Annotated in this window: 14 protein-coding genes and 1 tRNA gene; 12 read left to right on the forward strand and 3 right to left on the reverse strand. The window is 45.9% G+C overall.

The window, feature by feature from the left end:
* Window positions 1–15: 15 nt before the first annotated feature.
* The 3 genes from EIH25_RS00580 to EIH25_RS00590 form a co-directional block, all read right to left on the reverse strand.
* Window positions 16–258: a hypothetical protein gene (locus EIH25_RS00580; protein WP_124097999.1), complete on the reverse strand. Its 243-nt coding sequence runs from the start codon at window positions 256–258 to the stop codon at window positions 16–18.
* 157 nt (window positions 259–415) lie between these two features.
* Window positions 416–499 (reverse strand) — tRNA-Leu (locus tag EIH25_RS00585).
* A gap of 169 nt (window positions 500–668) precedes the next feature.
* Window positions 669–1,592, reverse strand: a complete 924-nt coding sequence (locus EIH25_RS00590) for an AEC family transporter (RefSeq protein WP_243113053.1) — start codon at window positions 1,590–1,592, stop codon at window positions 669–671.
* Window positions 1,593–1,992: 400 nt separating this feature from the next.
* Here EIH25_RS00590 and EIH25_RS00595 point away from each other — a divergent pair, with 400 nt between their 5' ends.
* The 12 genes from EIH25_RS00595 to alaS all read left to right on the forward strand — a co-directional run bounded on the left by EIH25_RS00595 (window position 1,993) and on the right by alaS (window position 14,208).
* Window positions 1,993–3,381, forward strand: a complete 1,389-nt coding sequence (locus EIH25_RS00595; RefSeq protein WP_243113054.1) for a hemolysin family protein — start codon at window positions 1,993–1,995, stop codon at window positions 3,379–3,381.
* Between the two features lie 51 nt (window positions 3,382–3,432).
* Window positions 3,433–4,836: a transglutaminase domain-containing protein gene (locus EIH25_RS00600; protein ID WP_124098000.1), complete on the forward strand. Its 1,404-nt coding sequence runs from the start codon at window positions 3,433–3,435 to the stop codon at window positions 4,834–4,836.
* A gap of 223 nt (window positions 4,837–5,059) precedes the next feature.
* The gene (fucO, locus tag EIH25_RS00605; protein ID WP_124098001.1) at window positions 5,060–6,208 is read left to right on the forward strand and encodes a lactaldehyde reductase; all 1,149 of its coding nucleotides are present in this window, start codon (window positions 5,060–5,062) and stop codon (window positions 6,206–6,208) included.
* A 146-nt stretch (window positions 6,209–6,354) separates the two neighbouring features.
* Window positions 6,355–7,674: a DUF3440 domain-containing protein gene (locus EIH25_RS00610; protein ID WP_124098002.1), complete on the forward strand. Its 1,320-nt coding sequence runs from the start codon at window positions 6,355–6,357 to the stop codon at window positions 7,672–7,674.
* Window positions 7,674–8,246 (forward strand): ParB/RepB/Spo0J family partition protein, encoded by a 573-nt coding sequence (locus EIH25_RS00615; RefSeq protein ID WP_124098003.1) that lies wholly within the window; start codon window positions 7,674–7,676, stop codon window positions 8,244–8,246. Before EIH25_RS00610 ends, EIH25_RS00615 begins: the two co-directional genes overlap by 1 nt.
* A 429-nt stretch (window positions 8,247–8,675) precedes the next feature.
* On the forward strand, window positions 8,676–8,825 hold the full coding sequence (gene rpmG / locus EIH25_RS00620; protein WP_002848320.1) for a 50S ribosomal protein L33: 150 nt from the start codon (window positions 8,676–8,678) through the stop codon (window positions 8,823–8,825).
* Window positions 8,826–8,842: 17 nt separating this feature from the next.
* Window positions 8,843–9,103 carry a preprotein translocase subunit SecE gene (gene secE / locus EIH25_RS00625; RefSeq protein ID WP_124098004.1) on the forward strand — a complete coding sequence of 87 codons (261 nt, stop codon included), beginning with the start codon at window positions 8,843–8,845 and terminating at the stop codon, window positions 9,101–9,103.
* 59 nt (window positions 9,104–9,162) lie between these two features.
* The gene (nusG, locus tag EIH25_RS00630; protein ID WP_124098005.1) at window positions 9,163–9,693 is read left to right on the forward strand and encodes a transcription termination/antitermination protein NusG; all 531 of its coding nucleotides are present in this window, start codon (window positions 9,163–9,165) and stop codon (window positions 9,691–9,693) included.
* Window positions 9,694–9,863: 170 nt separating this feature from the next.
* The gene (gene rplK / locus EIH25_RS00635; protein ID WP_124098006.1) at window positions 9,864–10,289 is read left to right on the forward strand and encodes a 50S ribosomal protein L11; all 426 of its coding nucleotides are present in this window, start codon (window positions 9,864–9,866) and stop codon (window positions 10,287–10,289) included.
* A gap of 122 nt (window positions 10,290–10,411) precedes the next feature.
* Entirely contained in the window at window positions 10,412–11,107 is a 696-nt protein-coding gene (gene rplA, locus EIH25_RS00640) for a 50S ribosomal protein L1 (RefSeq protein ID WP_124098007.1), read from the forward strand.
* A 213-nt stretch (window positions 11,108–11,320) separates the two neighbouring features.
* Complete coding sequence (locus EIH25_RS00645; RefSeq protein WP_124098008.1) at window positions 11,321–11,530, forward strand: hypothetical protein; 210 nt, start codon at window positions 11,321–11,323, stop codon at window positions 11,528–11,530.
* Between the two features lie 20 nt (window positions 11,531–11,550).
* Window positions 11,551–14,208, forward strand: a complete 2,658-nt coding sequence (alaS, locus tag EIH25_RS00650) for an alanine--tRNA ligase (RefSeq protein WP_124098009.1) — start codon at window positions 11,551–11,553, stop codon at window positions 14,206–14,208.
* The last annotated feature ends 1 nt before the right edge of the window (window position 14,209 follow it).

The following is a 14,209-nucleotide window of genomic DNA, read 5'->3' on the forward strand; positions in this document are numbered from 1 at the left end:
ATCAAATTTCGTCAACTATTTATTTCTTTCTAATTTTATAAGATTGTAATTAATATTACTTAGAGTTAGTATTGGCTTTCTCGAAATCGACTTAAAATAAGAAGCACATTTGGTATCAGCATATATGTCTACTAAAATCCAATTCTTATTGTTTTGTATATATTTTTCATAATGAGCTTTCTGCACAATACGACTTGATTCCTGCTCTTTGTGACCTGAGCTTACTCGGCAATAAGCTGCTGCTTTTAATTTTGGCATTGCAATTTCCTTATTTTTATATAAAAGATAGCATAAAAATAAACAAGAGTTCAACTTACAGGATTTGAACTCTCGTTTTTATTTCTATTTTATTGTGTTTTTAAATAATATAAAGCTACATTCTTGTGCAATTAGCACTAAAATGTAGCTTTCAACTTGGTGCGGCAAACGGGACTTGAACCCGTACGTCAAAGACACACGCCCCTCAAACGTGCCTGTCTGCCTATTCCAGCACTGCCGCAATCGACTTTAATATTATATCATTAAAAATTGTCGTTGTCAACAGTTTTTTTGCTTTTATATTCGGTTTTACAGTTTGTTCACCAACGTTTAAATATTTCACAAAACTATTTTCGGTATTAAGCGAGCGTTTAGTTATCTGTCTTGACGATCAAACTAAAGGTTTTATTTTAAAGCAGCAGTTCCGCGCCGCAGACCAGAAGGGGCAGCGAAATACCGGAAAGCAAGGTCGTTGCGGTGAATATCTCGGAGCATTTCTGAGGATTTTTATCCAGCGTTACCGCGAACATAGTTCCCATTGTGGCGGCAGGACAGCCTGTAGCTACAAGAATGGTCGTTTTAACGGTATCTGGAGCAGGCAAAAGATTGATTATTAAAAATACTGCTGCCGGTATAAGTATAAGCTTGAGAAAACAGATGTAATATATCCTGATTTTTTTCAGGCTTTTAAGAATATTTGACTGCGCCGCGGTAGAGCCTGCAATAAGCATTGCAAGCGGCGTGTTCATATCCGCGATATATTCCATTGCCTGAGCGGGTATCTCCGGAAGTCTTATCTGAGTAAGATAGCATATAAGACCGAGTATTACCGCAATGACCGAAGGGGATTTCAAAGCCTTTGCAAACGAAGAAAAATCCCGTTCCCCTTTCATTGTCATAAGTCCGTGAGTCCATACCAGCAGATTGAAAACCGTAAGATAAGCGGTAAGATAAAGCACTCCCTCCGAACCGTAAAGACCGTTTATAAGAGGCATACACATAAACGCGCAGTTTGAGTAAATGACCGAAAAGCGTTCAACAGGGCAGTCGTCATTGTTTTTCTGACGGATAAGGAGCGTAGCCGCGGCGATCGTAAGGGCAAAGGATATTGCCGAAAGCGCGAAAGCCCAGAGAAGCCCGCTGATAAGACGGCTGTCGTATTCAGACTGGTAGGACATGAATATAAGTACGGGATTTACAATATTCAGCGCTAACCTGGAAAGCTGTTTGGTTCCGTCCTTTGTTATTATTCCTTTCAGGAAGCAAAGCGCTCCGAGAATGAGAATAAGAAACATTATAAGTATTCTTTCTCCGACGATCAGCCCGTATTCCATTTAATCAGTCCTTTCATTCACATAAGCTTTATTTTACAGCAAAGTTATGAATAATTTTATAAGCGGCGGAGCGGATAGGATAATTTCAGAGATTTATACATATTAAATGTAAGTTTTTTTGAAAGACAAGGCAGATTGCACAATTTGACGGCGTCTGCGCATATGCCTGTTCCCGCGGGACAAACAGCTGGCTTCAGAGCTGAATTTTATCGCTTTGATCTGACAATATATGCCCTGAGCTGACGGCGGCTTCGGTAGTCAAAATCCGTTATTAAGCTCTGCCGGAAACGCTTTAGAATACGGACGTTTGATACGGTAAATTCTTTTTGATGATTCGCTGAATATTCTATTGACAAATACAGTATGAATGTTGTACAATTACTTTAATGAAATTGTTATAATGAAAGGAATGGTCGGACAAATGGACGACGCCGGGCGATTGTGGCAGGGATTTCTGATTTGCGCTGTAGCATTATTTGCATCGGGCTTTTTTACCGCCTGTGAAAACGCTCTGATCGAAATGAACGATATGAAGGCAAAAAAGCTTTCAGAGGAGCATAAAAGAGGAAAAACGCTGAAAAAGCTGCTTGATAAGCCCAACCGGCTTGTAATGCTGAATCTGGTTTCCCGGACGGTAATGATAATAATTATGTCGGCTGCGGCGACAGCTTACTTCTTTTCTCCTTTGAGGAACTCTTTGCTTGATTTGTTTTCGGCTGAGGAAAACAAGCCGACGGTGTACTATGCGGCAGGGCTGCTGTCCTTCCTTATTATAATATGTGTGCTGGCGGCGGTAATTTCCGTTTTAGGCATAATGCTGCCGAAAAGGCTGTGCTCCGGCGGAAAGATCACAGACAGATTTGTAATGAACACCTGTCAGCTTTACCGTTTGTTTCTCGCGCTGTTTGTTCCGCTCGAGCTTTTGGTTTCAGGTATAACCTCCGCTGTTTTGAGGCTGTTCGGAGTAAAGGAGGCCTCCGGCGGCGAATCGGTAACGGAGGAAGAAATACTGATGATGGTAGACGCCGTAAATGAAACGGGCGGTCTTGAGGAAACCCAGGCGGAAATGATAAGCAACATTTTTGAATTTGACGATCTTGAGGTCCATGAGATCATGACTCACAGGACCGAGGTAGTGGCGGTCGAGGACGATTCCTCGGTAAAGGACGCGGTCAGGATCGTGATTGATCAAGGCTTTTCCCGTATTCCCGTCTATAAGGGCAATATCGACGATATATGCGGAGTGGTGTTTGCCAAGGATCTGCTTAAGGCGGTTTTTGTGGATCACGCGGACGACAGGCTTGTAAGGGAATTTATGAGAGAAATAAAATATATTCCCGAGAGCAACAGCTGCAAGGAGCTGTTTGAGTTTTTCACTTCACAAAAAAAACAGATAGCGGTGGTTGTGGACGAATACGGGGGTACTGCCGGAATCGTTACTATGGAGGATCTGCTTGAATCCATAGTCGGAAATATTCAGGACGAGTATGACGACGAGGACGAGGAGATACAGGAAATCACGCCTAATACGTTTGATATAAACGGCAAAGCCGATCCTGAGGAGGCTATGGAACGTCTGGGAGCAAAGCTTCCTGAGGACAGCGATTATGATACGATGAGCGGCTTCGCGACGGATATTCTCGGGTTTATTCCGTCGAAGGGCGAGGCTCCGTCGTTTACCTGGCAGAATATTGACTTTTCGGTTATTAAGGTAAGCGAAAAGCGTATAGAAAAGCTTCGCGCCGTTATAAGAAAAAGCGGTCCGGAGCAGAACGCCGCGGCTGAATAGTCTGTTTTATTTGTAAGTAACAAAATGCCGGCGGCTGGCGGTCAGAGATGAATGTGTAGAAATTTGCAGGAAACGGAGATAACTGTGCATAAATCAGTATTTAAAAATAAGTATTCAACAGACAGCCTTTTAAGGGGAGAGATAACTTTCAGAAGATTTCTGAACAGGTTATTGTGCGCCGCCGCGGCGCTGACAGTAGCGGTTGCGGTATCTTCCTGTTCTTTCTCTGATGTTTTGTACGGAGCATTATCTGGCTCTGAATCATCTGGCTCAACGGTGGTGTCACCCAGAGCGGACAGCTCTTTCGGGCACAAAGGTCAGCCGTCAGTTCAGACTGAGATGATAACGGGATCGGTGTCAGAAAGCAGCAGCTCGGACGATTCTGACGCAGACGCTGTACTTCCGGCGGCTGCGGATTATTTTCTGAAAGACGCCGATGAGAAGATAAGGCAGTGCTACCTTGAAATATACGCCGGTCTGATCGGATATAACGAGAATATTGATATTACCGACGGAGTTATTCCCTCAGACCTGCTTGACGATTTAATGACTCTGATAATCTGCACCTCTCCTGAGATGAATCAGATTGGTTCGAGCTACAGCATTGTTGTAGATAACGACAATTATGTCAGATCGCTTAACGTTTCGTATGTGAAAAATCAGGAAGAGGGCGGCAGTCAGCTTGCCCAGCTGAGGTCGGAGGCTGAAAGCATATGCCTTCAGGCGGAGGGGCTTGACGATTATGAAAAGCTCAAATACTTTCACGACAGGATAATTCTCAAATGCGCCTACAGCGACGAAACCGAAAACGCTTATTCGGCGTACGGCTGTCTTATTGAGGGAAAGGCGGTCTGCGAAGGCTACTCCAAGGCAATGCAGATACTCTGCGAGCGGGCGGGAATATTGTGCATACCCGTGCTGGGAGAGTCTCTGGACGCTGACGGCGAAGGCGTTCCTCATATGTGGAATATGGTGTATTTGAACGGAGGCTGGTATAATATAGACGCGACCTGGGACGATCCCATTTCCGATTTGGGCAACGATTATATCAGATATGACTATTTCAACATAAGCGACGAGATATGTTCAAGGGATCATATCGCCGAGGAATCGGTATTCATGAAATATCCGCAGGCGGCGTCAGACGAAGAAAATTATTATGTGAAATCAGGGCTTGTAGTGTACGACGCAGCTTCCGCTTACGGAGTGTTTGAAAGCGCGGCGGTGAAAGCTATCGAAAGCCATGACAGGTATGTCAGGGTCAAGTGCTCGTCGGACGAGGTTTACGACTGGGTATACAGTGAAATATTCGGCGGAGGCAGCGGAAACGGAAGCATTTTTGATATATTGAAAAGCGCTTCTGAGAAAACCTCGCCGGATATATCCTACGCTTCATACTCTCTGATACGCAATGAAAACACGAATACCTATACCGTTATTTTAAATCAGGAATAATCAAGGCAGCGCCGCCGTACTATTTTCGGCGGCGCTGCCTTGAATTTTTTGCGCCTTTGCCTTGGTTCGCAGCCGTATACTGTTCAAAGGAAAAGCTTAACATATAATTATCACATAATATTCTTGTATATTTCAACAAATATGCTTGACTTCAATAGGCTGTTATTGTATAATAAGCACATAGGATTTTTCCTGTAAAGCAGACAGAAAGGAATGGTTTTTTATGGCTAACAGAATGATATTGAATGAAACGTCATATTTCGGAGCGGGAGCTGTCGCTGAAATCGTCAGTGAGGCAAAAAAGAGAGACTTTAAAAAGGCCCTTGTCATAACCGATAAGGATCTTATAAGGTTTAATGTAGCAAAGAAAGTAACAGATCTTCTTGATGATTCCGGTATGCCGTATGAGATTTTCTCCGACGTTAAAGCTAATCCGACGGTTGCGGTGGTTAAAAAAGGCGTGGAGGTTTTCAGCAAGTCGGGAGCTGACTATATTATAGCGATCGGAGGAGGCTCCTCTATAGACACTGCTAAGGCTGTAGGTATTATCATAGCTAATCCGGAATACTCTGACGTTACTTCGCTTGAGGGCGCCGTTGATACCAAAAATCCGTGCGTTCCCATAATAGCGGTGCCTACTACCGCCGGAACAGCAGCGGAGGTTACGATAAATTACGTTATCACAGACGAGGAGAATAAGCGTAAATTCGTGTGCGTGGATCCTCATGATATTCCGATTGTCGCCGTTATCGACAGCAGTATGATGTCGTCGATGCCGAAGGGGCTTACGGCGTCTACCGGAATGGACGCGCTTACTCATGCGATCGAGGGCTATACTACCAAGGGAGCCTGGGAGCTTACGGATATGATGCATTTAAAGGCTATCGAGATCATCAGCCGTTCGCTGCGCGCAGCCTGCGACAATGATCCTATAGGCAGGGAGGATATGGCTCTCGGTCAGTACATAGCCGGAATGGGATTTTCAAATGTAGGGCTCGGAGTGGTTCATGGAATGGCTCATCCGCTCGGCGCTTTTTATGATACTCCCCACGGAATCGCAAACGCTGTCCTGCTGCCTTATGTAATGGAGTATAACGCTCCCTGCACCGGAGATAAGTTCAAGGATATTGCGGAGGCTATGGACGTCGATACCTCCGGAATGAGCGAAAGCGAGTACAGAAAGGCGGCGGTTGACGCGGTAAGACAGCTTTCCAAGGACGTAGGAATACCTGAGAAGCTCCGTGAGATAGGAGTAAAGGAAGAGGATCTTCCGGCGCTTGCCCAGTCGGCGTTTGAAGATGTGTGTACCGGAGGAAATCCCAGAGAATGTACTGTGGAATCTATTCTGGAAATTTATAAAACCGCTTATTAAAGACAATTTCAGATACAGCGCCGGAACGAGGATACGCCGTTCCGGCGATTTTTTATACTGTCTGCTGAAATTGGTATAATTATGTATAAAAAACTTGAAATATGTTTCAGGATATAGTATAATTATACAATAAGGCGGTGAAGAATATGATTAAAAATTATCTGGACATTGACGTTTATGAAGCTTTTCAGAACCGGATGGAATATATTTTTCAGGAGTTTGATAATATATATGTTTCGTTCAGCGGAGGAAAGGACAGCGGACTGCTTCTGAATATGGTGCTTGACTATGCCGAGAAGCACGGGATCAGAAAAAAGATCGGACTTTTTCATCAGGACTTTGAGGCTCAGTATACCTATACCACTGAATACATTACCAGCACCTTCGAGAAAAATCTTGAACGTGTGGAGCCGTATTGGGTGTGTCTGCCTATGGCGACCAGAACCGCTCTGAGCAGCTATGAAATGTACTGGTATCCTTGGGACGACAATAAAAAGGATATCTGGGTGAGAAAAATGCCCGATAAGCCTTATGTTATCAATCTGGAGAACAATCCGATCAGATATTACAGATATAAAATGCATCAGGAGGACCTTGCAAAGCAGTTCGGCAGATGGTACAGGGATATTCACGGAGGGGGAAAGACGATTTGCCTGCTTGGAATAAGGGCGTCGGAATCGCTTCAGAGATACAGCGCGATTGTAAATAAAAAGTACGGCTATAACGGCGTGAGCTGGATAACCAAGACGTTCAAGGACGTATGGTGCGGCTCTCCTATGTATGACTGGACGGTAAGCGACGTTTGGACGGCATATTATAAATTCGGGTATGAATACAACCGTCTTTACGATCTGTATTATAAAGCGGGGCTTACTCCGGAGCAGATGAGGGTAGCTTCGCCCTTTAACGATTATGCCAAGGACAGCCTGAATCTCTATAGGGTACTGGAGCCTGACGTATGGGTCAGGCTTTTGGGACGGGTGAGAGGAGTTAACTTCACTGCGTTATACGGAAGATCCTCCGCGCTGGGATACCGAAGGATAAAGCTCCCCGAGGGTTATACATGGAGGTCCTATACCGAATTTCTCCTCAGCACCCTTCCTAAACGGCTGAGCAAAAACTATTCGGACAAATTCAGGACGTCGATAAGATTCTGGCACGAAACGGGAGGAGGATTGTCTGACGAAACGATACAGGAGCTGCTGAGAAAGGGATACAATATCATGCTCAACGGAGTTTCAAACTATACCATGAATAAGAAATCCAGAGTCATATTTGTCGGAACCATTCCTGACGATACCGACGATATACTCAGTACCAAAGATATTCCCAGCTGGAAAAGAATGTGCACCTGTATTCTGAAAAACGACCATATGTGCCGCTCTATGGGTTTCGGAGAGACGCGTAAGCAAAAAAATCAGATTGAAAAGATAAAGAAAAAATACAAGAGTCTGGAGGAAATATAATGAAATATACAAGTCCTGTATACGGTGTGAAAGCGGTGCCGATAGAAAAAATAGTTCCTAATACATACAACCCCAACGCGGTCGCGCCTCCGGAGCTTAATCTGCTGTACGACAGTATAAGAGAGGACGGCTATACAATGCCGATAGTCTGCTATTATTCCAAAAAGGACGATAAATATATAATAGTTGACGGGTTTCACCGCTATCGCGTCATGCTGGAGCATGACGACATATATAGGCGTGAAAACGGAATGCTGCCGGTTTCCGTAATAAACAAGTCTTTGGATCATAGAATGGCAAGTACAATACGCCACAACAGAGCCAGAGGTTCTCACGACGTTGACCTTATGAGTAATATTGTAAAGGAGCTGCATGAGATAGGAAGATCGGACGCATGGATCTCAAAGCATCTCGGCATGGACAAGGACGAGATACTGAGATTAAAGCAGATCACCGGTCTGGCGGCTTTGTTCAAGGATGTAAACTTCGGAAAAGCGTGGATCCCGGAGGAAGAGGGAGAATTTAATGAAAATGCCGACGCTGCCGGAAAACCTGACGAAAGCAAGGTCTGAAAAACAAATGACCGCCGGAAGCCGCTTAACCGTCCGGCGGTCAGCGCGGAGGCACGCCTTTAATATATGAAAAAATCGGAGCGGCTGAAGCGTCGCCGTATATTTCATTGTTCCGGGCATAACAGAGAATTTCCGGACATTTTTATGTTCTGCGGCTCGGCTTTCGTTTCTATATGATTGCCGGAAGAAGAATTTACAGAAAGTTTATAAAATTGCTTGACAAGCGTATGTCAAGTATGATATAATAATCATACCTCTTTATGAGGTCTATTTTTTTGCGCGTTTTTGGCTGTATGCGCGGGAAACGCGGCTTAAAACATAAGTTACCTCATAGCTGCGCGGGCTTTTGTACATGACTTTGCGCGTGAGGGAGGCAGACGCATTCTGCCCGTTCCTGCAGAATGCAAATTTCGTCAGGAGGTGCCGAAAATGAGAGTTAAGATTACGCTCGCTTGTACAGAATGCAAGCAGAGGAACTACAACACGAAAAAGAACAAGAAGAATGACCCTGACAGACTTGAGATGAATAAATACTGCAAGTTCTGTAAGAAGCACACTCTTCACAAAGAGACTAAGTAAGTCGGGAGGGCTTTATTATGGCTAAGAAAGAAGCTGACTCCAAGGCTGCGAAGTCAAAGGCGTCCGGCAAGTCTGAAAAGACTAAAAAAGGCGGCGTGAGAAAGTATTTCAGAGATCTGAAATCCGAACTGAAAAAGGTCGTTTGGCCAAGCAGAAAGCAGGTTATAAACAATACGGGAATAGTTCTGTCCGTAATGGCGGTTATGGCGCTGTTTCTCTTTGGTATCGACACCGGACTGGGAGCCGCGATAAAGGCGTTGCTTAATCTGGGCGCTTGATTGCCGGCGTGTCCGGAAAACGGTTTTTGCAGCCTGCAATATCTACGGAGGTTTATATCATGTCTGAAGAAGCAAAGTGGTATGTAGTACACACATATTCCGGTTATGAGAACAAGGTTAAACAGAATATTGAGAAGGTTGTTGAAAACCGAAAGCTTCAGGAACTTATTACCGAGGTCAAAATACCTATGGAGCTTGTTACCGAAGTAAAGGATAACAAGGAGGTTGAAGCTGAAAGAAAGCTTTTCCCCAGCTATGTTCTTGTAAAAATGGTCATGAACGACGATTCATGGTACATTGTAAGAAACACAAGGGGAGTTACAGGATTTGTCGGTCCCGCGTCCAAGCCTGTTCCTCTTACTGAAAAAGAGGTTGCGGCGCTGGGAGTTGAGGCTGAGAGAAAGAAGACCGTTGAGGTCAACTATAAGATCGGAGATCTTGTGGTTGTTACAGGCGGCTCCTTCGAGGGCTTTACCGGAACGGTTCAGAATATCGATATCGAGTCGCAGACCGTTGACGTAGTAGTATCGATGTTCGGAAGGGAAACTCCTGTAAGTCTTCCTATCTCACAGATCAAGGCTGAGGACTGACGCAGACGGCGGGCTGGAATGTCCGCATAATTCATACGTTTATAAGAAGCGAAAGTTGATATACAAGACAATCCGCTGGAATCAATGCGGCTTGTCTGTTGACATCTTGCTTCAAAAAGTGGGAGAGCGTTTCGGCGCTCGCCTTACCACAAATTATGGAGGTGCGAAAGATGGCACAAAAAGTAGTAGGCTATATTAAGCTGCAGATTCCGGCAGGAAAGGCGACTCCTGCACCACCGGTAGGTCCTGCGCTGGGACAGCACGGTGTTAACATCATGGCATTCACAAAGGATTTCAACGAGAGGACAAAGAACGATATCGGTCTTATCATTCCTGTTGTAATCACGGTTTATGCCGACAGATCGTTTACGTTTATCACAAAGACTCCTCCGGCAGCCGTTCTTATCAAGAAGGCTTGCAAGATCGAGTCCGGTTCAGGCACACCTAACAAGACAAAGGTTGCTACAATCACAAAGGAGCAGGTACAGAAGATTGCCGAGCAGAAAATGCCCGACCTGAACGCTTCCAGCATCGAATCAGCAATGAGCATGATCGCGGGAACCTGCCGTTCAATGGGCGTTACTGTAGTTGACTGATAGTCTGTAACCTAATCGCGAACCGTATAAAATCAATTATACGGCAGATGGTGGGAGGAATTTTCCGCTAGCCGGTATGCTATATGGGTATCGGTATTACCACTAATAAGGAGGATATAATAATGAAACACGGCAAAAAGTATGTTGACAGCGCGAAGGCTGTTGACAAGACTAAGCTTTATGACGCTCCTGAGGCTCTTGATTTGGCGGCTAAGGGTGCTAAGGCAAAATTTGACGAAACAATTGAAGCGCATATCCGTCTGGGCGTTGACTCCCGTCACGCTGACCAGCAGGTAAGAGGCGCTGTAGTTCTTCCTAACGGAACAGGTAAGTCCGTAAAGGTCTGCGTATTCTGCAAGGAAGATAAATACGAGGCCGCTAAGGCTGCCGGCGCAGAATATGTAGGCGGCATGGACCTCGTTGAAAAGATCACAAAGGAAAACTGGATGGATTTTGACGTCGTAGTCGCTTCCCCTGACATGATGGGCGTTGTAGGACGTCTTGGTAAGATCCTCGGACCCCGCGGCCTTATGCCTAATCCGAAGGCGGGTACGGTTACTCCCGACGTTGCCAAGGCTGTTACAGACGCTAAGGCAGGTAAGATCGAGTACCGTCTTGACAAGACAAATATCATTCACTGCCCGATAGGCAAGGCTTCCTTCGGAGCTGAAAAGCTTGAGGAAAACTTTAATACCCTTATGAACGCTGTAGTTAAGGCAAAGCCTGCTGCCGCTAAGGGTCAGTATCTCAAGAGCGTTGTAGTCGCTTCTACAATGGGCGTTGGCATTAAGGTCAATACAGCCAAGTACGGAAACTGATTAAGTGTTTTATAAAACAGAGCCGACAGTGTTGTGCGGCTCTGTTTTTTTGCGCGGTAAAATTTACGGCTGTCCTGTCAGAGCGGTAAAGATATTTTTTCAGTGTATAAGGCTAATTTCAGCGTTTTTTTGACTTGTGACTATTGACAATTTTTATTGCAGGATATATAATTATAATATATGTGAAAAGCGTTGACGGAATTAACCGAAAAGATGGATCCAAGAGAAAAGGCGGTCGGTGCGAGCCTTGATTCGGATTTCGGCGGCTGCCCCGAGCATCGCTGTGAAAGCAGCGGCGTATCTCCTGCGTTAAAGGATTCGAGCGGCCGCGGCAGGTCAAGCTGCGCGGCAATTTGGGTGGTAACACGGAGTATGCAGCTTCGTCCCATGTTTATGGGACGGGGCTTTTTAAATAGCTATTGAGATGAAAGGATTTGAAATTGATGGAATGGACCAGTCTTAACGATCTGAGGGAAGCTTATCTGAAATTTTTTGAAAGCAAGGGGTGTCTGAGGCATAAAAGCTACCCGCTTATTCCTCAGAATGATAACAGTCTGCTGCTTATAGTCGCGGGAATGGCTCCCTTGAAGCCGTATTTTACAGGTCAGGAAGTTCCGCCGAGAACGAGAATGACTACCTGTCAGAAGTGTATACGGACGGGTGATATTGAAAACGTGGGAAAGACCGCGAGGCACGGTACTTATTTTGAAATGCTCGGCAACTTTTCCTTCGGAGATTATTTTAAGGAAGAGGCTATTTCATGGGCGTGGGAATTCTGCACCGAGGTTCTCAAACTTCCTGTGGACAGGCTCTACGTTTCCGTTTACGAGGAGGACGACGAGGCGGAAAGGATCTGGCACGAAAAGGTAGGCCTGCCTATGGACAGGATATTCCGTATGGGCAAGGAGGATAATTTCTGGGAAGCGGGAGTTGACGGTCCGTGCGGTCCGTGCTCTGAGATATATTTCGATAGAGGAGAGGAATACGGCTGCGGAAAGCCCGGCTGTACGGTGGGCTGCGACTGCGACAGATATATGGAATTCTGGAATCTTGTGTTCACTCAGTTTGAGCGCCATGAGGACGGAACCTATACGCCTCTTGCTCAGAAAAATATAGACACCGGAATGGGACTTGAAAGACTTGCCGCAATGATGCAGGGCGTAGATTCAATCTTCGATGTTGATACGGTAAAGGCTATAAGGGATCATATCTGCGAGATCGCGGGCTGCAAATATGGGGAGGAATATAAAAAGGACGTTTCTATCCGCGTTATAACCGACCATATAAGAGCGGTTACCTTCTTAGCGTCGGACGGAGTTCTGCCGTCAAACGAGGGTAGAGGCTATGTTATGCGCCGCCTTCTGAGGAGGGCCGTGCGTCACGGAAAGCTTCTGGGGATAAACGGTCTGTTCCTGAAGGATATTGTGAAAACCGTAGTTGACTGCAACAAGTGTGAATATAACGAGCTTGAAGAAAAGTATGATTATATAGTAAAGGTGCTCACCACAGAGGAACAGAATTTTAACAAGACTATAGACAGAGGAATGAAGATTCTTGACGAGTATATTGAAAACATGAGCTCCGAGGGCAGAAAAGTGCTGGACGGAGAGTCGTGCTTCAAGCTTTCGGATACCTACGGTTTCCCTATCGACCTGACCCGTGAGATTCTGGAGGAAAAGTGCTTCGAGGCTGACGAGGACGGCTATGCCGCGTGCGTGGAAAAACAGAGAGTTACCGCCAGAGAAGCCAGAGGCGGCTCAAAATATATGGGCTCGGACGAAACGGTATTCCATAAGATAGACAAGGAATTCCATACGGAATTTACAGGATATGAGAAGCTTACGGATACGGCTGAGATTGCGTTTATCGCGACCGATGACGAGCTTGTTGAAAACGCGGGCGCGGGGGACGAGGTCTATATAGTTTCGGCAAGAACTCCGTTTTATGCGGAAAGCGGCGGACAGGCAGGCGACAAGGGAACGATAACCACCTCCAGCGGAAAGTGCCGCGTTCTTGACGTTCAGAAGGCGGTTGCCGGCAAATTCGCGCATAGGGTGAAGGTGACTGAGGGCGGAATCTCCGTCGGTCAGACTGCTGAATTTGCAGTTGACAAAAAGACCCGTCTTGCAACAATGAGAAACCACAGCTGCGCTCATCTGCTTCAGTCGGCTTTAAGGCAGGTCCTTGGAGATCATGTTCATCAGGCGGGACAGCTTGTGGACGAAAACAGACTCAGGTTCGACTTTTCTCATTTTAACGCGATGACGCTTGAGGAAAGACTCAGAGTTGAAATGCTTGTAAACAAGTATATCCTTTCCGCGCTTGACATTACGGTCAGGGAAATGCCTATAGCCGAGGCTCAGAAGCTGGGCGCGATGGCGCTTTTCGGAGAGAAATACGGCGATGTCGTAAGAGTCGTTTCCATGGGAGATGAAGAGGAAAACGCCTCTATTGAATTCTGCGGAGGAACTCATCTTGACAATACTTCAAAAATAGGCTTGTTCAAGATAATATCAGAAAGCTCGGTAGCTTCCGGAGTAAGGCGTATTGAGGCGGTGACAGGTACCGGAGTTCTTGAGCTGTTTAATGAAAACGACAGGCTTATTCATCATGCGTCGGAAATTCTGAAGCTGGCAAATCCTATGGAGCTGCTTAAAAGATGTACGGCGGTCATGCATGACATAAGAGAGCTTGAAAGGGAAAGAGACGCGCTTCAGTCTGAAATATCGTCGCTCAGAACAAAATCCCTGTTTGATAACGCCGCGGACGTGGGCGGAATAAAGGTCATAACCGCGATGTTTACGGGAATCAAGCCGGATATGCTGAGGAAAATGGGCGATGAGATCAAGGCGAGCAGGAGCGATATATTCGCGGTAATTGCCGGAGTTGACGGAGAAAAGGCCAACTTTCTTGCGGTAGCCGGCAAGGACGCGGTTGCAAAGGGCGCTCATGCGGGCAGGATCGTAGGAAAGATCGCGGCAGTTACCGGCGGAAAGGGCGGCGGACGTCCCGATTCGGCAATGGCGGGAATAGGAGACAGGTTCAAGATCGACGAGGCTCTTGATAAGACGATTGAAATAGTAGGCGAATTTGTAAAATAGG

The sequence above is a fragment of the Ruminococcus sp. Marseille-P6503 genome (assembly GCF_900604945.1).
Classification (GTDB): Bacteria; Bacillota; Clostridia; order Oscillospirales; family Ruminococcaceae; genus FB2012.